27 protein-coding genes are annotated in these 22,022 nt (G+C 60.1%); 15 read left to right on the top strand and 12 right to left on the bottom strand.

Annotated features, from left to right (window positions below; translation table 11 throughout):
- The coding region (locus JJ869_RS13060; RefSeq protein ID WP_292267740.1) for an amidohydrolase family protein at positions 1–513 on the top strand (513 nt) is incomplete at its 5' end.
- Here the strand turns inward: JJ869_RS13060 and JJ869_RS13055 are convergent.
- The 3 genes from JJ869_RS13055 to JJ869_RS13045 all read right to left on the bottom strand — a co-directional run bounded on the left by JJ869_RS13055 (position 510) and on the right by JJ869_RS13045 (position 2,379).
- Entirely contained in the window at positions 510–1,580 is a 1,071-nt protein-coding gene (locus tag JJ869_RS13055; RefSeq protein WP_292267738.1) for a 5-(carboxyamino)imidazole ribonucleotide synthase, read from the bottom strand. The genes JJ869_RS13060 and JJ869_RS13055 overlap by 4 nt on opposite strands.
- Positions 1,581–1,585: 5 nt before the next feature.
- Entirely contained in the window at positions 1,586–2,080 is a 495-nt protein-coding gene (gene purE / locus JJ869_RS13050) for a 5-(carboxyamino)imidazole ribonucleotide mutase (protein ID WP_292267736.1), read from the bottom strand.
- Positions 2,081–2,154: 74 nt separating this feature from the next.
- Positions 2,155–2,379, bottom strand: coding sequence for a DUF465 domain-containing protein (locus JJ869_RS13045; RefSeq protein ID WP_292267735.1), 225 nt, complete (start codon positions 2,377–2,379; stop codon positions 2,155–2,157).
- 163 nt (positions 2,380–2,542) lie between these two features.
- Between JJ869_RS13045 and JJ869_RS13040 the strand changes: the two genes are divergently transcribed.
- Together JJ869_RS13040 and JJ869_RS13035 are read left to right on the top strand one after the other, a co-directional pair.
- Positions 2,543–2,956: an Hsp20 family protein gene (locus JJ869_RS13040; protein ID WP_292267733.1), complete on the top strand. Its 414-nt coding sequence runs from the start codon at positions 2,543–2,545 to the stop codon at positions 2,954–2,956.
- A gap of 3 nt (positions 2,957–2,959) precedes the next feature.
- Positions 2,960–3,187 (top strand): DUF1150 family protein, encoded by a 228-nt coding sequence (locus JJ869_RS13035; protein ID WP_292267732.1) that lies wholly within the window; start codon positions 2,960–2,962, stop codon positions 3,185–3,187.
- Positions 3,188–3,193: 6 nt separating this feature from the next.
- On the opposite strand, the gene JJ869_RS13030 is transcribed toward JJ869_RS13035, so the two are convergent.
- The 3 genes from JJ869_RS13030 to trxB form a co-directional block, all read right to left on the bottom strand.
- Entirely contained in the window at positions 3,194–4,030 is an 837-nt protein-coding gene (locus tag JJ869_RS13030; RefSeq protein WP_292267731.1) for a M23 family metallopeptidase, read from the bottom strand.
- A 129-nt stretch (positions 4,031–4,159) separates the two neighbouring features.
- Positions 4,160–5,875, bottom strand: coding sequence for a bifunctional sulfate adenylyltransferase/adenylylsulfate kinase (locus tag JJ869_RS13025; RefSeq protein ID WP_292267730.1), 1,716 nt, complete (start codon positions 5,873–5,875; stop codon positions 4,160–4,162).
- A gap of 192 nt (positions 5,876–6,067) precedes the next feature.
- Positions 6,068–7,072 carry a thioredoxin-disulfide reductase gene (gene trxB / locus JJ869_RS13020; RefSeq protein WP_292267729.1) on the bottom strand — a complete coding sequence of 335 codons (1,005 nt, stop codon included), beginning with the start codon at positions 7,070–7,072 and terminating at the stop codon, positions 6,068–6,070.
- A 206-nt stretch (positions 7,073–7,278) separates the two neighbouring features.
- On the opposite strand from trxB, the gene JJ869_RS13015 reads away from it, so the two are divergent.
- Positions 7,279–7,779: an Lrp/AsnC family transcriptional regulator gene (locus JJ869_RS13015; RefSeq protein ID WP_292267727.1), complete on the top strand. Its 501-nt coding sequence runs from the start codon at positions 7,279–7,281 to the stop codon at positions 7,777–7,779.
- Between the two features lie 16 nt (positions 7,780–7,795).
- Here the strand turns inward: JJ869_RS13015 and JJ869_RS13010 are convergent, their stop codons facing one another.
- From JJ869_RS13010 to lgt, 5 genes are all read right to left on the bottom strand, one after another.
- Positions 7,796–8,575, bottom strand: a complete 780-nt coding sequence (locus tag JJ869_RS13010; RefSeq protein WP_292267725.1) for a Hint domain-containing protein — start codon at positions 8,573–8,575, stop codon at positions 7,796–7,798.
- Positions 8,576–8,812: 237 nt separating this feature from the next.
- Positions 8,813–8,965 (bottom strand): hypothetical protein, encoded by a 153-nt coding sequence (locus tag JJ869_RS13005; protein ID WP_292267723.1) that lies wholly within the window; start codon positions 8,963–8,965, stop codon positions 8,813–8,815.
- 138 nt (positions 8,966–9,103) lie between these two features.
- Entirely contained in the window at positions 9,104–9,859 is a 756-nt protein-coding gene (gene pgeF, locus JJ869_RS13000; RefSeq protein ID WP_292267721.1) for a peptidoglycan editing factor PgeF, read from the bottom strand.
- Positions 9,856–10,932, bottom strand: coding sequence for an SAM-dependent methyltransferase (locus JJ869_RS12995; RefSeq protein WP_292267720.1), 1,077 nt, complete (start codon positions 10,930–10,932; stop codon positions 9,856–9,858). The genes pgeF and JJ869_RS12995 overlap by 4 nt, the downstream gene beginning before the upstream one ends.
- Complete coding sequence (gene lgt / locus JJ869_RS12990) at positions 10,929–11,813, bottom strand: prolipoprotein diacylglyceryl transferase (protein ID WP_292267719.1); 885 nt, start codon at positions 11,811–11,813, stop codon at positions 10,929–10,931. The genes JJ869_RS12995 and lgt overlap by 4 nt, the downstream gene beginning before the upstream one ends.
- A 93-nt stretch (positions 11,814–11,906) precedes the next feature.
- Between lgt and JJ869_RS12985 the strand changes: the two genes are divergently transcribed.
- Positions 11,907–12,152, top strand: a complete 246-nt coding sequence (locus tag JJ869_RS12985; protein ID WP_292267718.1) for an accessory factor UbiK family protein — start codon at positions 11,907–11,909, stop codon at positions 12,150–12,152.
- Between the two features lie 3 nt (positions 12,153–12,155).
- Here the strand turns inward: JJ869_RS12985 and JJ869_RS12980 are convergent, their stop codons facing one another.
- Positions 12,156–13,613, bottom strand: a complete 1,458-nt coding sequence (locus JJ869_RS12980; protein ID WP_292267717.1) for an aldo/keto reductase — start codon at positions 13,611–13,613, stop codon at positions 12,156–12,158.
- A 127-nt stretch (positions 13,614–13,740) separates the two neighbouring features.
- On the opposite strand from JJ869_RS12980, the gene JJ869_RS12975 reads away from it, so the two are divergent.
- From JJ869_RS12975 to JJ869_RS12930, 10 genes are all read left to right on the top strand, one after another.
- Positions 13,741–14,115, top strand: coding sequence for a TIGR04076 family protein (locus JJ869_RS12975; protein WP_292267716.1), 375 nt, complete (start codon positions 13,741–13,743; stop codon positions 14,113–14,115).
- A complete protein-coding gene (locus tag JJ869_RS12970; protein ID WP_292267715.1) occupies positions 14,112–15,191 on the top strand; it encodes an aldo/keto reductase in 1,080 nt (359 codons plus the stop codon). Before JJ869_RS12975 ends, JJ869_RS12970 begins: the two co-directional genes overlap by 4 nt.
- The gene (locus JJ869_RS12965; RefSeq protein WP_366510454.1) at positions 15,175–15,954 is read left to right on the top strand and encodes an ABC transporter ATP-binding protein; all 780 of its coding nucleotides are present in this window, start codon (positions 15,175–15,177) and stop codon (positions 15,952–15,954) included. The genes JJ869_RS12970 and JJ869_RS12965 overlap by 17 nt, the downstream gene beginning before the upstream one ends.
- A complete protein-coding gene (locus JJ869_RS12960) occupies positions 15,951–16,676 on the top strand; it encodes an ABC transporter ATP-binding protein (protein WP_292267714.1) in 726 nt (241 codons plus the stop codon). Before JJ869_RS12965 ends, JJ869_RS12960 begins: the two co-directional genes overlap by 4 nt.
- Complete coding sequence (locus tag JJ869_RS12955) at positions 16,673–17,587, top strand: branched-chain amino acid ABC transporter permease (RefSeq protein ID WP_292267713.1); 915 nt, start codon at positions 16,673–16,675, stop codon at positions 17,585–17,587. Before JJ869_RS12960 ends, JJ869_RS12955 begins: the two co-directional genes overlap by 4 nt.
- Positions 17,584–18,534 (top strand): branched-chain amino acid ABC transporter permease, encoded by a 951-nt coding sequence (locus tag JJ869_RS12950; RefSeq protein ID WP_292267712.1) that lies wholly within the window; start codon positions 17,584–17,586, stop codon positions 18,532–18,534. Before JJ869_RS12955 ends, JJ869_RS12950 begins: the two co-directional genes overlap by 4 nt.
- A gap of 18 nt (positions 18,535–18,552) precedes the next feature.
- On the top strand, positions 18,553–19,815 hold the full coding sequence (locus JJ869_RS12945; protein WP_292267711.1) for an ABC transporter substrate-binding protein: 1,263 nt from the start codon (positions 18,553–18,555) through the stop codon (positions 19,813–19,815).
- A gap of 498 nt (positions 19,816–20,313) precedes the next feature.
- Positions 20,314–20,814: a YbjN domain-containing protein gene (locus JJ869_RS12940; protein WP_292267710.1), complete on the top strand. Its 501-nt coding sequence runs from the start codon at positions 20,314–20,316 to the stop codon at positions 20,812–20,814.
- A 36-nt stretch (positions 20,815–20,850) separates the two neighbouring features.
- Positions 20,851–21,666 carry a pyrroline-5-carboxylate reductase gene (proC, locus tag JJ869_RS12935; protein ID WP_292267709.1) on the top strand — a complete coding sequence of 272 codons (816 nt, stop codon included), beginning with the start codon at positions 20,851–20,853 and terminating at the stop codon, positions 21,664–21,666.
- Positions 21,659–22,000: a tRNA-binding protein gene (locus tag JJ869_RS12930; RefSeq protein ID WP_085634750.1), complete on the top strand. Its 342-nt coding sequence runs from the start codon at positions 21,659–21,661 to the stop codon at positions 21,998–22,000. Before proC ends, JJ869_RS12930 begins: the two co-directional genes overlap by 8 nt.
- The last annotated feature ends 22 nt before the right edge of the window (positions 22,001–22,022 follow it).

Raw genomic sequence — 22,022 nt, 5'->3', positions numbered from 1 at the left:
GAACGGCTGGTTCAGAAGGGTATTGTCCTAGGGAGCCATGACGACAGCACATCGGAGGACCGCGGGGAATGGGCCGCGCGCGGCGCCACGGTCAGCGAATTTCCCGAAACGCTCGAGGCGGCGCAAGCGGCGCGGGACGATGGTGCGCATATCGTGTTGGGCGCACCCAATGTCGTGCGTGGGGCCAGCCATGCCGGGAATATCGCGGCATCGGAACTTGTGGCGCACGGCCTTTGTGATGCGCTTGCGTCGGATTACCATTACCCCTCGCCGTTGCGCGCAGCCTTCCGGCTGGAGGAGTTGGGCCTGTGCGATCTCGCCTCTGCTTGGGCCATGCTGTCCTCCGGTCCAGCGCAGATGCTTGGCCTTGCGGATCGTGGCACCCTTCAACCGGGCAAGCGGGCGGATCTGATTGTCGTTGATCCAACGACTCGCCGTGTGGAAGCAACCATTGCAGCAGGTCGTGTCGCGCATCTTACCGGCACGGTCGCGGAGCGGTTTCTGCGCAGTTAAGCCCGCTTGATGTGGTTCACATGGCCCATCTTGCGGCCGGGCTTCACCTCGGCCTTGCCGTAGAGGTGCAAGGCGCAATCCGGCGTTTTCGCCAGTTCCGGCACGCGGTCCATATCGTCGCCGATGAGGTTCTCCATCACCACGTCCGCATAGCGCTGACCGTCACCCAAGGGCCAACCCGTGATGGCACGGATATGTTGTTCAAACTGATCCACGGTGCAGCCGTTCTGGGTCCAGTGACCAGAATTGTGAACGCGCGGCGCAATTTCGTTCACGATCAGACCGCCTGACGTGACGAAGAGTTCGACCCCCATGACACCGACATAGTTCAATGCGTTTGCAATCTTGGCGGCCAGCAATACGGCATCTGTGCGCTGGCTCGCCGTCAGGCGCGCTGGAACGGTCGTGGTCCGCAGGATACCGTCGCTGTGGAAATTCTCTCCGGGGTCGAAGGCAGCGACTGCGCCATCCAGACCCCGCGCGGCGATCACCGAGACTTCATGCGAGAAATCGATAAATCCTTCCAGAATTGCGGGTGCCCCCTGCATGTCGGCCAAGGCCTGCGCTGCGTCGTCACGCGCCATGATACGCGCCTGTCCTTTGCCATCATAGCCAAAGCGGCGGGTTTTCAGGATCGACGGGGCGCCGATCTGATCAAGCGCTGCCTCAAGGCTGGCGGCGTCGGTGATGTCGGCAAAAGGTGCAGTTTGAAGACCCAGATCCCGAAGAAAGGTCTTTTCCGTCAACCTGTCCTGACTGACCCGAAGCGCCTCGCGGCCCGGATGGATCGGGGCGAGATCCTGTAACAGGTCCAGTGCTGAGGTTGGAATGTTCTCGAACTCGTAGGTGATGATGTCCACCGATTGACCAAAGGCGCGCAACGCGGCCTCGTCATCATAGGCGGCGGTCGTCACCTGATCCGCGACCTGTCCTGCCGGAGGATTCGCGCCGGGCTCATAGATATGGCAGCGAAATCCAAGACGGCTGGCCGCGACCGACAGCATTCGTCCCAGTTGACCACCGCCGATAATGCCGATGGTCGATCCGATGGGGAGGGCAAGCGTCATGGGTGTTATCCGTCGTCAGAAGGAGCGTCAGGGATGGAGGCCGAGAGGTCAGCGCGCCATTGGTCAAGGCGGGCGGCGAGATCGGCATCCTGCAGCGCCAGAATCCCGGCGGCCATCAAACCGGCATTCGCCGCACCGGCGGATCCGATGGCCATGGTTGCCACGGGAAATCCGCGTGGCATCTGCAGAATGGAATACAGGCTGTCGACACCCGACAATGCGCGTGTCTGCACCGGCACACCGATCACCGGAACACGGGTTTTGGACGCCATCATGCCGGGGAGGTGCGCCGCACCTCCGGCGCCTGCGATGATCACCTGCAAACCCCGGTCGACGGCAGTCTTTCCATAGTCCCAAAGCCGATCCGGTGTGCGATGCGCGGACACGATCCTGGTCTCATAGGGCACATCCAGCGCATCCAGCATATCGGCGGCTTCCTTCATCGTTGGCCAGTCCGACTGACTGCCCATGATGATGCCGACCTTGATCGATTCTGACATGGCACTCTGCCCCTTCAGGTGTTCGGAGCGCGCACTATAGCCAGATCGGATCGGGGGGCAACTCGGCCAAGCCCTCAGGCGATGATATCAGGCAGAAGCCGGTCTTCGATCTGGGCGATCTTGTCCTTCAACATCAGCTTCTTCTTTTTCAGCCGTTGAAGGGTGAGCTGGTCCGCCGTTCCGGTTTGCTGCATGGCACGAATGGCTTCGTCCAGATCACGGTGCTCGCGGCGGAACACCTCGAGTTCGACCCTAAGGACGTCGTCTGTTTTCATCGACAGATCAGTAGGAGCATTCATGATGCGGCTTGGTCCCCGATAAGTGGCTGGGACCGGGAAGATAACCCTATTCTGCGATTCCGCAAAGCCCTTGCGTCTTGTTCCTTGCGCCCCCATATTTCTTTCTGTCGGTCGCCAGAACGGGGCCGCACAAACACAGTCGCTTGCGCAAAAGGACGTGTCGATGACGAAACTGACTTTGGGATCCTATCCCCACCTTCTGGGGTTCGAGCAGTTGGAGCGTTTGCTTGAACGCACCGCAAAATCCGGCAACGAAGGCTATCCTCCTTTCAATATCGAACAGACATCGGAAGGATCCTACCGGATCACTCTGGCTGTTGCAGGTTTTCGGGAACAAGATCTGGCCATCACCGTTGAGGACAGACAGCTTGTCATTCGCGGCCGACAGCAAGACGATACAGCCGACCGGATGTTCCTCCATCGTGGGATTGCTGCGCGCCAGTTCCAGCGCAGCTTTGTTCTCGCCGATGGTGTCGAAGTGGGAGAGGCGATCATGGAGAACGGGCTGCTGCATGTCGATCTGACCCTGTTGCGTCCCGAAACCGTGGTTCAGACAATCCAGATCAAAAAGGGGTAGACCATGAATACGCCGTTCGATTTCAAAGATGCAGACCAGTCCAACTTGGTTTACGTGCGCCCCGTTGCCGTCGCCGATTTGCCGGACGAGGTGCGTGACGAACTTGGGGACAAGACAACCATTTACGCCGTCCACCGCGCCGATGGCGAACGCCTTGCGCTTGTGAAAGACCGCAAGATGGCCTTCATGCTGGCGCGGCAGAACGATTTTGCTCCGGTCACGGTGCACTAAGTCTCATCATCTTACCGCGCGCAGCGTCGTTCCTCTTGGGGGGCAGCGCACGGCACCTTGGCCTGTAGCGAATCGAAACGGGAGCGTTTCGCTTTTCACCGTCTTTGAGCCACGGATCACGTCGAAATGCAGATGCGGGCCGGTCGATTGGCCCGTATTGCCTGAATAGCCAAGTTGCGTGCCTGCCCGAACCCTGTCTCCCAAATTTACGCTGACGCCACCCGGCCGGAGATGGAAGTATTGCGCCAAAGTCCGGTCTGCGTGCTGGAGGATTACGTAATTGCCCTGATCCTGGTAGTCTTCGCCTGGCCCTCCGCTGCGTGAATCCTCTTTCAGGTCAACAACCACCCCATCCCGTGCTGCGTGGATTGGCGTGCCTTCGGGCATGTCGAAATCGACAGCGTACCGATGCGCGCCAACGTGCGTGAAGCGGCCGTTGCAGCTTTGACCCACCCGAAAAGCTTTGCCCTGCGCAAAAGGCAGACGATAGGCGTAGCTGTCATCATGCCGCGCAGTGATGTCGCCGCGGCTCCATGTAAACGTGTAATTGTAGGACCACGCCGCGTTCCGTCTTTGGGACAAGGTGAACAAAAGCACCCGCTCATTTCCGTTCAGAACGAACGGTCCCGAACTGCCTTCCGTGCGCTGCAGGTTTGTCACATCCAGTTCGATGTTCAGCGTGACTGGCAGAAGCCTGTATCGGTTCTCGGCATAAAACGCGATTGCGTTGCCGCTTTGCACGGTCTCAATGCAGACCTTTTGAAACTTGGTGTCACAGCCTAGGTCCGCCACCGCAAATGACGGAGTGACGATTGCAAGAGCGAGCAGGAGTCGTTTGAACATGGCTATATGGCTACTGTTGTCGAACACTGTTCGCACTAGGCCACGATACAACCTCCAGTACAACCGCGTCCTGACGGACACGCCTGAAACGAAAAGGGCCGGGAGCTGTCCCGGCCCTGCATTGTGTTCTTATTGGCCCGCGATCAGGCCAAGGCTTTCGAGTTTCAGGATGACCTGATGCGCGCAGTTGTCGACCTCGACATTCTCGGTCTCGACGCGCAGCTCCGGGTTCTCCGGCACATCGTAAGGGTCAGAGATCCCGGTGAATTCCTTGATCTTGCCTTCCCGCGCCAGCTTGTAGAGCCCCTTGCGGTCACGGCGTTCGCATTCCTCGAGGCTTGTTGCAACATGGACTTCGATGAAAGCGCCGAACTGTTCGATCTCTTCGCGCACCGCGCGGCGTGTCGTGGCATAGGGCGCAATCGGCGCACAGATCGCGATACCGCCGTTCTTGGTGATCTCGGATGCAACATAGCCGATGCGGCGAATGTTCAGATCGCGGTGTTCCTTGCTGAACCCCAACTCGGACGACAGGTTTTTCCGCACAATGTCACCGTCGAGGAGCGTCACGGGACGACCGCCCATCTCCATCAGCTTGACCATAAGCGCATTTGCGATGGTCGATTTTCCAGAGCCAGAGAATCCGGTGAAGAAGACCGTGAAACCCTGCTTCGACCGCTGCGGTTTGGTCTTGCGCAGTTCGTTGACCACTTCTGGAAAGCTGAACCATTCCGGGATCTCAAGGCCTTCGGACAGGCGGCGGCGCAGTTCTGTTCCCGAGATATCAAGGATCGTCACTTTGTCTTTGTCCGCGATTTCATCCATCGGCTCGTACTGGGCGCGTTCCTGCACATAAACCATCTGTTTGAAATCGACCATCTCGAGGCCGATCTCGTCCTGATGTTCACGGAACAAATCTTGCGCATCGTAGGGGCCGTAGAAATCCTCACCTTTGGAGTTCTTGCCGGGGCCAGCGTGATCGCGGCCGACGATGAAATGCGTGCAGCCGTGGTTCTTGCGGATCAAACCGTGCCATACGGCCTCGCGCGGGCCTGCCATGCGCATGGCCAGGTTCAACAGGCTCATTGTCGTGGTGGACTGCGGGTACTTGTCCAGCACGGCCTCATAGCAGCGCACGCGGGTGAAGTGGTCCACGTCGCCCGGTTTGGTCATACCGACCACCGGATGGATCAGCAGGTTGGCCTGCGCCTCTTTCGCGGCGCGGAAGGTCAGTTCCTGATGCGCGCGGTGCAGCGGATTGCGGGTCTGGAATGCGACCACCTTGCGCCAGCCCAGCTTGCGGAAATAGGCCCGCAATTCGTTCGGCGTGTCACGGCGACCGCGGAAATCATAGTGAACGGGCTGCTGGATGCCTGTGACCGGACCACCCAGATAGACCTTGCCCGCTTTATTGTGCAGGTAGTTCACCGCCGGGTGGGCGTCGTCATCCGCGCCAAAGACCTTTTCCGCCTCGCGCGCCTTGTTCGGCACCCAGCGGTCAGTCACGGTCATCGTGCCAAGGATCACACCTTCCTGATCCCGCAGGGCAATGTCCTGTCCGATCTCGAGGTTTTCTGCGAATGCTTCAGACACGTCCAGAGTGATCGGCATCGGCCATAGCGTGCCGTCGGCAAGACGCATCTTCTCGACGACGCTGTTGTAATCCTCTTCGCTCAGGAACCCTTTGAGCGGATTGAACCCGCCATTCATCAGGAGTTCCAGATCGCAAATCTGGCGCGGCGTCAGATCGTGGCTGACAAGGTCAGCGGCTTCCAGCTTCAGCTTCTGCGCACTGTCATAGGAGACATAGAGTTCCGGGATCGGGGCAAGGTTCTGGGGATACATTATTCTGCTCACTGTCCAATTTTGCGCGCTGGTTACGCCCTCGGCTGGACACAAGTCCAGAGACAAGGCCGCGCAGCGTTGCAATTCGGGAAGATGTGCGGAATTTGCGCCAGTTTTGGTGACGGACGACCGAAAATCCACCGGAAACAGAGGATATGGGTCGGGTTTCTGTGGCCCGACCCATTGGCATTCTTACTCTGCTGCGGGTGCCTCTGCGCCATAACCCAAAGGCTCGGACACAACTTTTCCGGCATCATCGCCGACTTCCGCAAGGAACCGCTCTGCCTCAAGCGCTGCCATACAGCCCATGCCAGCCGATGTGACCGCCTGACGATATTTGTGGTCGGTCAGATCACCTGCCGCGAACACACCTGGGATCGAGGTTTCGGTACTGTCAGGCTTGGTCACCACATAACCGCCCATATGCGTTTCCAGGACATCCTTGACCAGTTCATTGGCAGGTGCGTGGCCGATGGCAATGAACACGCCCTTGCAGGGGATCTCTTTGATTTCCCCGGTCTCAACGTGTTTGACGCGCACGCCTTCGACGCCCTTGGGCATATCGGTACCGAACACCTCATCCAACTGGTGATGCCAGAGCGTTTCGATCTTGGGGTTCTTGAACAGCCGATCCTGAAGGATCTTTTCTGCCCGCAATTCGTCGCGGCGGTGGATCAGGGTCACCTTGGAGGCAAAGTTTGTCAGGAACAGCGCTTCTTCCACAGCGGTGTTGCCGCCACCGATTACCACGATTTCCTGACCGCGATAGAAAAAGCCGTCACAGGTCGCGCAGGCCGAAACACCGAAGCCCTTGAACGCGTCTTCCGACGGAAGACCCAGCCATTTTGCGCGGGCTCCAGTGGCAAGGATCAAAGCATCCGCTTTGTAAACGGTGCCGCTGTCTGACTGCGCGGTGAAGGGGCGTTTGGACAGGTCAAGCGATGTGATCAGATCGCCGATGATCTCGGTCCCCATGGCGCGGGCATGCGCTTCCATGCGGACCATCAGGTCCGGACCTTGCACTTCGGTATCGCCGGGCCAGTTCTCGACTTCGGTGGTGGTGGTCAGCTGGCCACCCGGCTCCATGCCCTGCACGAGGATCGGCTCGAGCATGGCGCGGCTCGCATAGACACCAGCGGTGTAGCCGGCAGGGCCGGAGCCGATGATCAGAACCTTGGTATGGCGTGTGTCGGACATGGGGGCAGCCTCGCATCAAAGCAGTAAGTGACTCTTGTGTCCTACGGATATATGCGTCTGCTGCCCGGTTCGCAAATCAATGCAAGACAACATCCCGCAGGCTTAAGCTGTGATTTGATTGTTTAAGATTGTTGCGCGACGTTGAAACAATATTGCGCGCAGCTGGCGGGTGATATAACAATACCAAAAAATCAGGGGTGCTGAGAATGCCGTCACATCGGTTGGATCCAATAGATCGCAAGATACTGGCAGAGCTTCAGGCGGATGGTCGCATGACCAACGTCGAGTTGGCGCGCCGTGTGGGGATTTCGGCGCCGCCGTGCCTGCGCCGTGTGCGCACCTTGGAAGAGCAGGGCTTCATTCGTGGGTACCACGCCGAAGTTGATCCACGCGAGTTGGGCTTCGAAGTGCAGGTCTTTGCCATGGTCGGGCTCCAAAGCCAGGCCGAGGCGGATCTTCGCGCGTTCGAGGACCGGTGCCGCGGCTGGTCGCTTGTCCGTGAGTGTCACATGCTGAATGGGGAGGTCGATTTCATCCTCAAATGCGTGGCGCCGGATCTGAGCACGTTCCAGAGCTTTCTGACCGGTAGCCTGCTGACCTCTCCCAACGTGGGCAGTGTCAAGACTTCGTTGGTGATCCGGGGCGCGAAAGACGAACCCGGCGTGCCGTTCGACATCCTTGAAGCGCGGCTTGGCGACCCGGCCTGACCCGCTTTTCGGGCGGTCAGGCGACCCTCAGGGTTTCGATCACATCGCGGGTCGTACGCGGGAAGGCAAGATCCCCAAACGCCTCTAGATTATCCAGATGTGCGAACATGGATTGCAGCATGGCGCGCACCGAGGTGCCGATGTCTGAAGCGGAAATGCGGCCAGGATGGTAGCTTTCCAGTTCGTGGCCATTCGCGCGAATGATGCCGTGGCGGCGCAAGGCAAAGTGATAAAGTTGCACCGGTCCCGGTGGGGTAATGCGCAAAACCCTGTCGCCATCGATATAGTCGCTGGCCGGGGCCAGAACGGCGTCACAGTTCAGCAGATCGGGAAAGCGGTCCTGTCGGATCACCATCCGGGCGGCAGGACCAAGCAAGAGATCGGTTTGGTCCATGCCGATCCCCGGCAAACGGAGCAAATGGGTGAGAGAGGTGGTATCAGCGGCGAAGTCCGGCAGGTATGGCGTGCTGCCGATCCAGACAACCGGTTGGGGCCCACGATGGGTTTCGACCAGATCGCCGGGGATCAAATCCTCGACGGCAATCGGCCCCATGACCGTCGAAATCAGGGTGCCGCGCGCGAAGGCCGACGCACAGGCTTCAAATGTTGCGGACGCGGGAACTGTGAAACTGGACTCGGACACGGACTGGTCCGGGAGGAGTGCGGCAGCCTCGATAGTGCGGGTGAGAGAGACGTCGCGTCGAGGCTGCCCGTCGAACGTGGCAACTTTATCGGTGGAAACTGCATAGGCATTGAAGTCGGTCGTCGCCGCGCGATCGGTCGAGGTCTGAGCCATGTGATACCTTTTACGTTAGGTCACATTCGCGTTGGCCCCCACCAACAACACCAGAAGGACGGTGCAATTTCGTTGAGCATAAAATGGCTGATCAATGTTTGATTCGTCAAAAAACAACGAAAATTGGCCGCGAAATCGCGGCCAATTTTCTGACAAGTGGGGGATTGTCGTGCTCCTTGGAACAGCGCTGCCACAATTGGGGAGGATTGTGGCGGTCCGGCTGTTCTCGGGGCGTTCTCAGGCGCGCTTGCGGGCGGCCTCTTCAGCGGCTTGCGCCTTGATCCGGTCAAACATGGCTTTGCGTGTCGCGCCACGCTGGAAGGGAAGGACAGGAAGATCCTCTTTCGATGTTGCAACGACAGAGGCGATGAATTTCGAAGTGCGCGACATTGGACTGCTCCGGTGGTGTTCCGTTGTTTCTTGATCCTAAATAACCCGCGCAATTGGGCGCGTTTGTGACCAAACGTGGACAATCCCGGTGTATTACTGTGATTGATTTGGGCCGCGCGCCGATGGCGCAGATTCCTGTCAAAGCCGGATCACGGAAATCAAACGGCCGTAATCTGCCTCGCGCGCATGGGTCGCGCGACGGTAAGAATAAAAGCGATCTGCGTCAGAATATGTACAGTGCCGTGTCCATTCCGCGTCCACCCCGGCGCTGCGGAGCTTGTGCAATCCAAAGCCCGGCAAATCGAAATGGAACTTGTCTTCCACACCGTTGACGAAGAACCGCGCATATTGTGGGTCTTCGGCCAGAAACGCATCCAGAAATTCGGGTCCAACCTCGTAGGCGCGCTGGCTGATACTGGGTCCGATCACTGCTTTGATTGTTTCGCGGTGGGCACCAAGCGCTATCATCGCCTCGATGGTCGCCTCCAAAACTCCGTCCAGAGACCCGCGCCACCCGGCATGGGCCGCGCCGACCACCCCCGCGTCGTGATCCGCAAAAAGCACCGGCTGGCAATCGGCGGTCAATACACCAAGAGCCACACCCGGCGTTTTTGTGACCATGGCATCGGCTTTCGGTTTCGGGGTGCCCAGCGGCCCATCGACGACCTCGACCTTGGCGGAATGAACCTGATGAACGCTGACAAGCTGTTCACCGGGCACCTCCATCGCGTCGGCGACGCGACTGCGGTTAATGGACACGATTTCTGTCTGGTCTGTCGATCCTGCGCCGCAGTTCAATCCTGCAAATACACCAGAGGACGCTCCTCCGCGCCGCGTGAAAAACCCGTGGCGCAGGGGGCCAAGGCTGTCTGACGTAATGATTTCCAGCGTCATGGGTCCAGTCCGGGCGGCGGCGACTCGTCCACTGGGTACAGCCCCAGCACTTTGAACAAGGAACCCATTTCATCGGGGTGGGTCAACCGTCGATGTGCTGCCACATGCGCGTCGAGTGCGTCGCCGTTCAAACTCTTGGCCAGACTCTGCGCACGCGGCGTAATTCCGAGCCGTTCAAGAAAGACACCCTGATTGGTCAACTGGCTGGCGGCGCATCCCGCGATCAAGGCCGCCCGTGCCAAAGCCTCGAAATCGACATGGGCGGTCAGATCGGCCCGCCCCGGTTCGGCAAATGGATCTACAGGTCGGTGTGCACGTACGGCTTGAAAGGTATCGCCGTCGGAAAGCCATCCGCCATAGTCAATGAATAACGCCATGCCGCCATTGGCCGCGATCCGGCGTGCCAACGCATCCACCACCGCCGTCGCGTGGGCGCAGGTCTCGATCAATGCGCCCGGCACGGTGTCATCCAGTCGGCTGTTCAGCGCGTTAATAGGTGCCGGATCGCTCAGTCCGCGCTGCAATCCGCCGTCTTCCGACAGCCCGACCATCACCTCGCGCCAGCCTTTCGGATCGCGTTGAAACTGCCGGATCGGAAGCGCATCGAAGAACTCGTTGGCGACCACGTAAACCGGAATGTCTTCGGGCAGCGTTTCCGCGCTATCGTGCCAAGTCGGGTCATGTGCGGGAAGGGCGGCCGCTTGCAGGGCGCGCATGCGGTTCGACGCCTCAACCAGATGCAGCTCTGCTGCGGCATGAAACCCCGGCACCTGCAATGTCGCCCGCATCACATCCGCAATCAACGTTCCGCGTCCTGGCCCTAGCTCGACCAAGGCAAAGCGATCTGGTGCGTCTTGGTCCATCCAGCTTTGCGCAAGGCAAAGGCCGATCAGTTCTCCGAACATCTGGCTGATTTCGGGCGCGGTGGTGAAATCGCCGTCCACACCCAAAGCGTCCTGTGTGGTATAGTAACCGTGTTTCGGATGCAGAAGGCACGCTGACATATATTGCGCGAGGGTCATGGGCCCCGTCGCCTTGATCTGCTTGCGAAGGAGGTCCGCAAGAGCAGTCATGTGCGGCGGGCCGTTGTCCACAGGTAAACGCCGATCAGGATCATCGGCACTGACAGGATTTGCCCCATGGTCAGACCGTATCCACCGATATGCCATGCAAGGCCGAGCGGGTTGCCCTCGGATACAAATTGCGCGTCGGGCTGGCGCACGAATTCCACAAGAAAGCGCGCGACACCGTATCCCCCGATGAACAATCCGACGATCCGCCCCGGCACTTTCAATGCGTCCTTTCGGAAGGCAAGCCACAGCAGAACCGCCCCCAGGAGCAGACCTTCCAGAAGCGCCTCATAAAGCTGCGACGGGTGGCGGGCACAAATCTCGCCAAGCGCCTGGCCACAAGATTGCGCAGCCTGTCCCGGGAACTGGACGCCCCAGGGCAGGTCCGTCGGACGCCCCCAAAGCTCTGCGTTGATGAAGTTTGAAATCCGCCCCAGCAACAGCCCCGGTGGCGTCGCGAGCGCCATCATGTCCGCCGTCGGGCGCAACGGCAAACCTTCCTTCATGCAGTAGATCAGCGCAGCAAGGATGACCCCGATCAGACCACCATGAAACGCCATGCCGCCCTGCCACACCGCGATGATTTCTAGCGGATTCGCGAAATAGTAGCTTGGCTGGTAAAACAGCACGAACCCAAGCCGCCCTCCGAGGATGACCCCAAGGATCACCCAGGTCAGCAATTCCTCAACCTGTTCGGGACGCATCGGTGGCGTGTCGCCCGCCCACAGCGTCGCGTGCTTGACGGCGGCAACCGCGATCCGCCACCCGATCAGGATGCCCGCGATATAGGCCAAGGCATACCAGCGCAAAGCGAATTCCATCCCGAAGATCGGGATCGTAAACAGCTCTGGCGAGACATTCGGAAAAGGCAGGCCCGTGGACATGCGCGCAGATGTTCATCGCTCTGCGGCGAAGTCAACCTTGTGCCGCGTGAGTGTGCAGCCCATATAGAGGTCAAGCAAACGCAAGAGGCAGACATGCAAACCCGTAACAAGGTATTCGAAGACATTTCGCAACTGATGACCAACGCCATGGGTGTGGCTCAGGGTGCCAAGGAAGAGGCCGAAACCGCGATGAAGTCGATGATCGACCGCTGGCTCGCGGACCGCGATTTCGTCACCCGCGAAGAGTTCGACGCCGTCCGCGCGATGGCAATGAAGGCACGCGAAGAAAACGAAATGCTCAAGGCGCGCCTCGACGCTTTGGAAGCGGCCAAGAAATAAGCCCTAGCTTCGGGGCCGGACAATCGCTTCGGCCTCGATCTCGACTTTGTAGTCGCCGATCAACTGGCCGATCTGGAACAGCGTGTTGGCCGGTTTGATGTCCGCAAAGATGCGCCCATGCGCCTTTGACACGGCCAGCACATCATCCGCATCGCTCAGGTAGACCCGCGTGCGCACCACATCCTCCATCGACGCTCCAAGCGCGGTCAGTGCGGCGCTGATCTTGTCGAGGATGAATGTCGTCTGTGCGCCCGCGTCTTTCGGCGCTACAGCGCGGTCCACGCCAGCGGTCGCAGTTGTACCGGACACCATAATGCGGTCGCCGACCTGATGCGCTCGGCAATAACCTGCGATATCTTCCCACTCGCTTCCTGACAGAACACGACGCTCACCGGGACGACCCGGCACCTCTTCAACCGTGACGGCAAGCGGCATCGTGTCGAGGTGGTGGCTCAGATCTCCGCTGGCGGTCAGGAAGGGCGGCTTGCGATACTCATCGCCGCAATCGCCGGGCAGGGGTGTGGTCACTGCAAAGGCGGCATTCAGTCGGGCATGGTCATCTTCGTCCAGCGCAAACTGGAACAGCTTGAGGTTATCCTCCGAATGCTGCGCTTCGCCCAAACGAGCGCCGATGATGACCCCGGCCACCGCTTTGTTCTCCAGCACCCAACGCGTTGCCACATTGGCAACTGACACGCCGTGCTTGGCCGCCACATCGGCAGCCGCCTGCAAAACGGTCTGATAAGCCTCCCATCCCCCGGAATGGTTGATGAAGCGCTTGTACTTCATCTTGCTCCAGTCGGTGATCTCTGCCGGCTCTGGCTTGCCCAGCCAACGCTCCGACAGGAACCCGCCCTGCAAAGTGCCGTAGCACAAAAGCTTCACGCCCCAAGCGGCACAAACCTCTGACAGTGGCCCAGTCGCGCGGCGGTCCAGAAGCGAACAAGGCACCTGGTTGCTCACAATCGGAATCCCATCAGCCAGCGCCAGATGCAGATGCGCCGCGTCGAAATTGGTCAGACCGATCTCGCCGATCAGACCCTCCTCGCGCAACTCGGCCATTTCGTGCAGCGCATCGAGCCACGCTGGATGTTCGAAACTCCACCAGTGGAATTGCAGCAGATCGACCCGGTCCACACCTAGACGCTCCAACCGTTCCTGCACCCCGGCGCGCACCACGTCTGCGGTCATCGGGCCGGGCACAGGGCACCATTTGGTTCCAACGGTCGCTTTCACTCCACGCTTCAACAGCGCCCCTGTGATAATCTCTGCCGTCCCATAGTGATCCGCCATGTCGAAACTGTCGAAGCCAGCCTCGGAATAGGCCGCAAGTTGATCCGCGCCCACATCCGGGTCGATGATGTCGCCGTCTTTCTCGATATCGGCCACCTGCCACAGGCCTACCAACGCGCGGCGGATGGTCAGGCGGTCGCTCAGGGCGATGGTGTCGGGTTGGGTCACGGCGCGTCCTTTCGGCTATCGCCCCATGAGTTGCCGCCCCGAACCCGTTTGACAACCCCGAAAGATCCCAGCAACCATATGTTTAACAACAGGGAACAACCGCGCGGAACCGCGCATTCGGGGAACGATGAGCGCGGCGCAGGACGCGGATGAATTTTGGCTCTACGACCTGCGCGTTGAAACCGTAGTGGGCGACCGCACGTCTGTTTGTCGTCATATCGAAGGCGAAAGCTTCCGCGTCGAAGGCGAATTGCTGATCTTCGACGACCAGCAGAAAGTGTCGATGTACGCGCTTGCGGCTGTGCTGCCGCTTCTGCCTGCCAAACAGCGCCCGACCTCACCCAACGACTGGATGTCCACCGATGCCGAGATCGCCTGCCCCGACCCGAATTGCGGCGGGCGGTTCCGGGTGACACGCATTGGCAAGCGCACCTTCCGACATTCCGAAACCACCGGCCTGCCTGAGCAGCGCGGCACACCCTATTGGAAAGACCAGACATGAGCGTTGAAACCATCGCCCTGCGCCCCGGTCACACCATCAGTCGCGTCATTCGCGGTGGCTGGCAATTGGCGGGCGACCACGGCCCGGTGAACCGCGCACAAGCGATCCGCGATATGGAAGCGTTCGTCGATGCTGGCCTCTTCACCTTCGACTGCGCCGACATCTACACGGGCGTCGAAGAGATGATCGGTGACTTCATCGCTGACCTGCGCGCCCGGCGCGGGGCCTCGGTGGCGAATCGCGTCTGTGTCCACACCAAACTGGTGCCCGACCTCACGCGGCTGGCCGACCTGCGGCCCGACGAGGTGACGGCCATCGTCGACCGTTCGCTTCAACGCCTGAAGATCGACCAACTCGATCTGGTGCAGTTCTTCTGGTGGGACCTCACGATAGGCAACGCTGTCGAGGCGCTCGATGTGCTGAAAGACCTGCGCAAAGAGGGCAAGATCAAGAACCTCGGCACCACCAACTGGGACCGGCAGGCAATGCAGCCTTTTGTCGACGCGGGCTTCGATATCGCCTCGGCGCAGGTGCAGTATTCGGTCCTTGACCGCCGCCCGGCGAACGGGCTTTCCGACTGGGCCGCGCAGAATGACCTGATGCTGATCTGCTACGGCACCTTGGCCGGTGGCTTCATCACCGAAAAATGGCTGGGCGAACCCGATCCCGGTTTCCAATTTGAAAACCGCAGCCTGATCAAGTATCGGCTTATCATCGACGAATTCGGCGCTTGGGACAGGTTTCAGGATCTGCTCAAGGCGCTGAAATCCGTCGGGGACAAACATGGTGTTTCGCTGTCTGCCGTCGCAACCCTCTGGGTCTTAGACCAACCGCAGGTCGCTGCCGGGATTGTCGGCGCGCGCTATGCCCGGCATCTGCCGCAGACACTCCAGACCTTTGCCTTCGCGCTGGACGCCGAGGATCACGCGACATTGAACGCGGTGCTGGATCAGGCGGACGGTCCCAAGGGCGATGTCTATTCGCTCGAACGCGACCGTAGCGGTCGGCATGGCCGGATCATGAAATACAACCTGAACACCAACCCGAACGATGCGGTCCATGGCGCCAATGGCTGACCCGATCCTCAGCATCCGGAATGTCAGGAAGACCTTCGGTGAGTTTCGCGCCGTCAACGACGTGTCTCTCGACATAAGGGCAGGGACCATCACGGGCCTGATCGGCCCCAATGGGGCTGGCAAGACGACGCTGTTCAACGTATTGACCGGGATGCTGAAACCGACCCGCGGGACTGTCCATCTCGACGGTCAGGACGTGACGGGGTTCTCTCCCGACGCGCTGTTCAGCCTCGGACTGGGCCGCACCTTCCAAATCCCACGCCCCTTCGCCAAGATGAGTGTTCTCGAAAACGTCATGCTTGCCCCGATGGCGCAGGTGGGCGAACGCCTTTGGGGTCCGTTCCTTGGCGCTGCAAGGATGCGCGATCAGGAGGCGGCCATTCGCAAACGCGCGATGGAGGTGCTTGATTTCGTTACCCTTGCCCCCTTGGCCGATCAGGCGGCGGGGCAAATCTCGGGCGGGCAGATGAAGCTGCTGGAACTTGCCCGCATCCTGATGGGCGATCCCAAACTGATCCTGCTGGATGAACCTGCCGCCGGGGTGAACCCGACCCTGACTCGGACGCTCATCGAAAAGATCGAGGAACTGAATCGGGGCGGCAAAACCTTTGTCATCATCGAGCATGACATGGATTTCGTCATGCAGCATTGCGACCCGGTGATCGCATTGGCCGAAGGGCGCAAGGTCTTTGAAGGCACCGCTGCTGAAGCTCAGAACAACCCCGTTCTTCTGGACGCCTATCTGGGGGCGCAGGTCGAATGACGGCTCTGGTGGCCAAAGACATCATTGCGGGCTACGTGCCTGACCTGCCGATCCTCAAAGGCGTGTCTCTGACCGCCGAAACGGCCAAGGTGACGGTCATCATCGGCCCCAACGGCGCGGGGAAATCCACGCTGATCAAGGCGATTGCCGGGCTGGTGCCGGTGTCGGGCGGCACGGTCCATCTGAACGGGGCCGAGAGCACCAACCCGCGCCCCGACCGCATGGGCGGATTGGGCGTGGCCTATGTTCCGCAATCCGACAACATCTTCCGCTCGCTGACGATCCGCCAGAACCTCGATCTGGTCCTGCGCAATGCCGGGAAAGAGGCCGCAGCGCGGCGCGAGGCGCTGTTTACCCGCTTCCCGGCTCTGGCTGACAAACAGACCGAAAAGGCGGGTGCGCTCTCCGGTGGGCAACGCCAATTCCTTGCCGTGGCGATGGCGCTCGCCATCGACCCAAAGGTGATCCTCATGGACGAACCTTCGGCTGGATTGTCCCCCAAAGCGGCGCAGGAGGTGCTGGAATACGCCAAGTCGCTGACAGAACAGGGCGTGACGATCCTGCTCGTTGAACAGAACGTCAAACAGGCGCTGCGGCTGGCGGATTACTGCTACATCCTTGCCGATGGCCGTAACCAGGTGGCCGGCGCGGCGCAGGATCTGCTGAACGATCCAGTGGTCGGCCAAATCTACCTTGGCGGCAAACGGGTGACACCGGCATGATCCAGAACCTTGTGGACGGAGTGCTGGTCGGTTCGATCCTGTCGCTGGGGGCGATTGGCTTGACGATGGCGATGCACATGCTGCGCTTTGCCAATTTCTCGCATGCTGAACTGCTCTCCATCGGTGCCTATGCCGCTTTGGTGTTTGACGGCCTTTTCGGTGCCATCCACCCTGCACTGGCCGAGGCAATCCCGCCGCTCAGCCTCACCTGGTCGCTGACCCTCGCACTTCTGCTCTCGATGGCGCTGACGGGCCTTTCGGCGGTGGCTGTCGACAAGCTCGTGTTCAAACGCGTCCGCGCCAAAGGGGGCGAATTGTCGATGGTCTTTGCCTCCTTCGGCGTCGCCATGATCATCCGCAACATCCTCGGTCTGATCTTCGGTCTGAACCCGAAGCTCTATTCACAGGACATCGTCTTTGCCATCGTGGTCAGCCGCGATCCGTTCCTGCTGATCAAGCCGGATCAGGTGTTTACGCTGGTGGCGGCGCTGCTGATCATGTTCATCCTGCATCTCGTCCTGTCGCGCACAACATTCGGATACTCGCTTCGGGCGGTGGCCGAGAACCCGACTTTGGCGCAGGTCTCTGGCATCAACCTCAGCCGCATGATCGTGCTGATCTGGCTGATCGGTGGCGGGCTGGCGGCGGCGGCAGGCGTGTTCTATGGCCTGACCAACCAGATCAGCCCTGTGCTGGGTCGCGATCTGGTCTTGCCAATCTTCGCGGCCACCATCGTCGGTGGCATCGGCAGCATCTATGGCGCGGTGCTGGGGGGCTTCCTCGTTGGTCTCGCCTCCAACCTTGCGCTGGTGCTCCTGCCCTCGGGTTACAGCCCGGCGGTGCCCTTCCTCATCATCCTTGCCGTACTGATCCTGCGTCCGCATGGCTTTTTCGGGGAAGAGCGCACATGATCGGCGTCATCTCCTATCTCGTCTTCTTCGCCACCGTTGCGTCGATCCTGTCCATCGCTGTGATGGGCCTGAACCTGCAATGGGGCAACACGGGCCTCTTCAACGGCGGCGTTGTCGCGTTCTTCGGGGCAGGAGCCTATGGCACGCTGATCCTTGGCGGTACGCCCCAAGCCGGGCAGTTGGGTGGGTTCGGCCTGCCATACCTGCTGGCCCTTCTCGGAGGCATGGTCTGCGCCGGGCTTGTCGCCTGGATCGTCGGGCTTCTGACCATCCGCCTCAGGCACGACTACCTTGCCATCGCGACCTTCGGCGTCGCCGTCGCGTTTGAGACGGTGATGCGCAACACTGACGCTTTGGGCGGGGCGCAGGGCATCCGTGGCTTCGAACGCCCGCTGCGCGAAACGCTGGGCAACGGGTTCACTTACAACCTCGCCTTCTTCGCCTTTGTCCTGATCCTGCTGATCGCCACCTACCTGTTCCTCGAACGGTTGATCCAGTCCCCATTCGGACGCCTGCTTCGCGCCATCCGCGAGGACGAGACCGCCGCTCAGTCGCTGGGCAAATCGCCGTCGCTTGTCCGCCTCACGTCCTTTGTTGCAGGATCGGTGATCATGGGCCTTGCCGGTGGACTCTACGCCACGTTTTATGCCTTCATCAGCCCACAAGACGTGCTGCCGATCCTAACCTTCCAGATCTGGGCGATGCTGATCGTTGGAGGTGCGGGAAACAACAAGGGCGCGGTGATGGGGACCTTCTTGATTTGGGCCGCATGGACCGCCAGCGGTTGGGCGCTGTCGCGCTTCGCACCGCTGGAGGTGCAACTCTATACCGGGTCGATCCAGTTCGTGCTGATCGGCTTCGTGATCGTGGGGATGCTTCTGTGGCGACCACAGGGGCTCTTCCCGGAAAATCTGGTCGTGTCACAATCGGCACGGCCCAACAAATGAAGAACTGGGAGTTATGGAATGAACGGACTTAAGACTTCTGCCCTTGCATTGGGCCTTGCTGCCGGGTTTGCCAGCCTCGGCACGGACGCAGCCGCACAGGACTGCACCACCAAGATCGGGGCGGTGCTTCCGACCTCAGTGGATTGGGGCAAACCGATTGCGGCCACCGCGCAATATGCCGTGGACATTGCCAACGAGACCGGCGGCGTTGCGGGTTGCCAGATCGAAATGGTCCTGCGCGACACGCAGGTCGACCCCAAGGTGGGCGTGGACGCCGCCAAGGCGCTGGTCGATCTCGACGGCGTTCAACTGCTGCTGGGCGCGGTGTCCTCGGGTGTGTCCATGCCCATCCTGACCTCGGTCACGGTGCCTGCCGGTGTGATGCAGATGTCCTGCTGCTCGTCCTCGACAGCGTTCACCCGTCTGGCCGAAGAGGGCAAGACCAACGGTCTTTTCTACCGCACCTTCGCCACCTCAGGCGTGCAGGCCGCAGTCGGTGCCATGGTCGCGCGTGATGCGGGCTACAAGTCGGTGGCCGTGTTCTACAAGAACGACGATTGGGGACAGGACATCGGCGGTCTGGTGGCCGACGACCTCAAGGCGCTGGGCATCGACGTCACCGCCTCCATCGCGATCAATGACGGTCAGGCGTCTTTCCGCGCCGAAGTGACCGAGGCGCTCAAGGGCAATCCCGAAGCGATCTACATGGCGCTCTACCCGAAGGAAGGCACGCAGGTCGTGCGGGAATGGATCTCGCTTGGCGGGACGCAGAACATGATCGCGGCCAACGCTCTCAAATCGGACGAGTTCCGCGACAATGTCGGCATGCAGTTCCTCGGCAACTTCACCGGCACCGACACCGCATCGCCGCGCACTGAATCTGCGGATGCCTTTGTTGCCGCCTATACTGCAAAGTTCGACGGCCCGCCCAATGGTCCGGGTCTGGCCAACAGCTATGACGCCACCATGATTGCCCTGATGGCCATGCATGCCGCGGGCAAAGATGCCAAAGGGGCGGATATCGCCGCCAAGATCAGCTCGATCACCGATCCGAACGGCACACCAGTCACTGCGGATGCCGCCGGCTTTACATTGGCGAAAGAGGTTCTCGATGGTGGTGGCACCGTGTCTTACCAAGGTGCCACCGGCAATGTGCAGTTCGACAAGAACGGTGATGTGTCCGCGCCTGCCGTGACATGGACTTTCTCGGAAGGTGGTATCGAAGAGCAGAAATACATTTCGCTCACCGAAGTAAACGACTTCATGACGTCGCTGAACTGACGTCAGTTTCGAATTGGCTTAGCCAATCCGAAAGAGGGACGATGCGACAACGCATCGTCCTTTTTCGTTTTCGAAAAAGGGGGGCGCTGCCCCCGTCGCCCCTTGGGCGACTCCCCCGAAATATTTTTGAACCAGAGAAGCGGCTCAGTGTCGGAGTTCTGACCGCATGTGCCCAAATTTTGGACGGCAGGGCTGCCACGCGGAACCTGAGTGCAGCGGCACGCATTGACGCGTTTTCGCAGCAGTTGCAGTTGTCGCGGCGCGTTGCACGATTTTTCCGGTGATTTTATCCACAGATTGTGGCACTATTCGCGTCCACAACATCTTGTAGACTTCTCCACAACTTATTGTGCGTGTTACAGAAATATCGCTTTACGCGAACCGTCTTGCGATGCAGCATATGTTGTAGGGGGACGGAACATCAACGCATCCCCTAGAGCAGGCACCGAAAGGTAGGGCAAAGCCCACCTTTCCGCACAGGCAACAGGAGGCGGCATCATGGCCCTGTCCGAACAGTATCTTGAAGACGACATCCACCCGATTGATATCGTTGAGACCATCGCCAACCACCACGATTGGGATTTCGACCGCATTGCGGAAGACCAGATCGCGATGGCGGTCGAGGGCCAATGGCGCACATATTCGATCACTCTGGCCTGGTCGCCTTACGACGAAACCCTGCGTCTGATCTGCACTTTCGACATGGACCCGCCCGCCGAGCGGATGCCGGCGCTGTATGAAGGTCTGAACCTTGTCAACGATCAGTGCTGGGCCGGGGCATTCACGTACTGGGCCGAGGCCAAGCTGATGGTTTATCGCTATGGTGTGGTTCTGGCCGGCGGCAATGTGGCCAGCGCGGAACAGATCGACACGATGATCAATTGCGCTGTCATGAGTGCAGAGCGCTACTATCCAGCTTTCCAGCTTCTGGTCTGGGGCAACCGTGCGCCGAAAGATGCGCTCGAGGTCGCCATTGCAGAGGCCTACGGCCGCGCGTAACACTGGCCCCCAACGCAGAAATACGTGGGGGGCATTATGCAAGATTCCGACATCGCAAAACGCGGCCTTGTTCTTTTGGGCTGTGGCAAGATGGGCTCGGCCATGCTTGAAGGCTGGCTCGCCGGCGGATTGCCTGCGACCTCGGTCTGGGTGAACGATCCCAACCCGTCCGACTGGGTGCAGGCACAAGGCGCACACCTGAACACGGATTTGCCCGAAAGCCCAGCCATCGTGCTGGTGGCCGTCAAACCGCAGATCATGCGCGAGGCGCTGCCCACGCTGGCCCCTCTGGGCAATGGCGACACGCTTTTCCTGTCCGTTGCGGCGGGCATCACCATCGCCACCTTTGAAGAGATGCTGGGGGAAAAGACCCCGGTGATCCGGTCCATCCCGAACACACCCGCTGCCGTGAAGCAGGGCATCACCGCGATCATCGGCAATGCGCAGGTGTCCGAGACCCAGATGCAGCAGGCCGAGACGTTGCTGTCGGCCATTGGCCAGACGGTACGTCTTGAGACCGAAGATCAGATGGACGCGGTCACCGGGCTGAGTGGTTCTGGCCCGGCTTACGTGTTCCACCTGATCGAGTGTCTAGCCCGGGCAGGTGAAGCGCAGGGGCTGGACCCCACGCTTTCGATGACGCTGGCCAAGGCCACGGTCGCTGGATCCGGCGCTTTGGCGATGCAGGCACAGGAAACGCCAAGCCAGTTGCGCGTCAACGTCACCAGCCCTAATGGCACCACACAGGCCGGGTTGAACGTGCTGATGGACGAAGAGACCGGTCTGCCGCCTCTGGTCGCCAAGACCATCGACGCGGCGACCAAGCGGTCCAAGGAATTGGCCAATGGCTGACCAGATCACATTCGACGATTTCATGAAGGTGGATATCCGGGTCGGCACCGTCATTCAGGCGGAACCTTTCCCGGAGGCGCGTAAGCCGGCGATCAAGCTCTGGGTCGATTACGGTGATGAGATCGGCGTCAAGAAATCCTCGGCCCAGATCACGGTGCACTATGACCCCGAAACGCTGGTCGGCAAAAAGGTGATGGGCGTCGTCAATTTCCCGCCACGCCAGATCGGCCCTTTCATGTCCGAGGCGCTTGTCCTCGGGTTTTATGACGCGGGCGAAGCCATCGTCTTGGCTGTGCCCGACAAAGACACCCCGAACGGAGCGCGCCTGTGTTGAACCTTCTGATCACCCGCAAACT

This window comes from Marivita sp., assembly GCF_017643905.1.
GTDB lineage: Bacteria > Pseudomonadota > Alphaproteobacteria > Rhodobacterales > Rhodobacteraceae > Marivita.
This window is presented reverse-complemented; position numbering and strand designations above follow the sequence as displayed.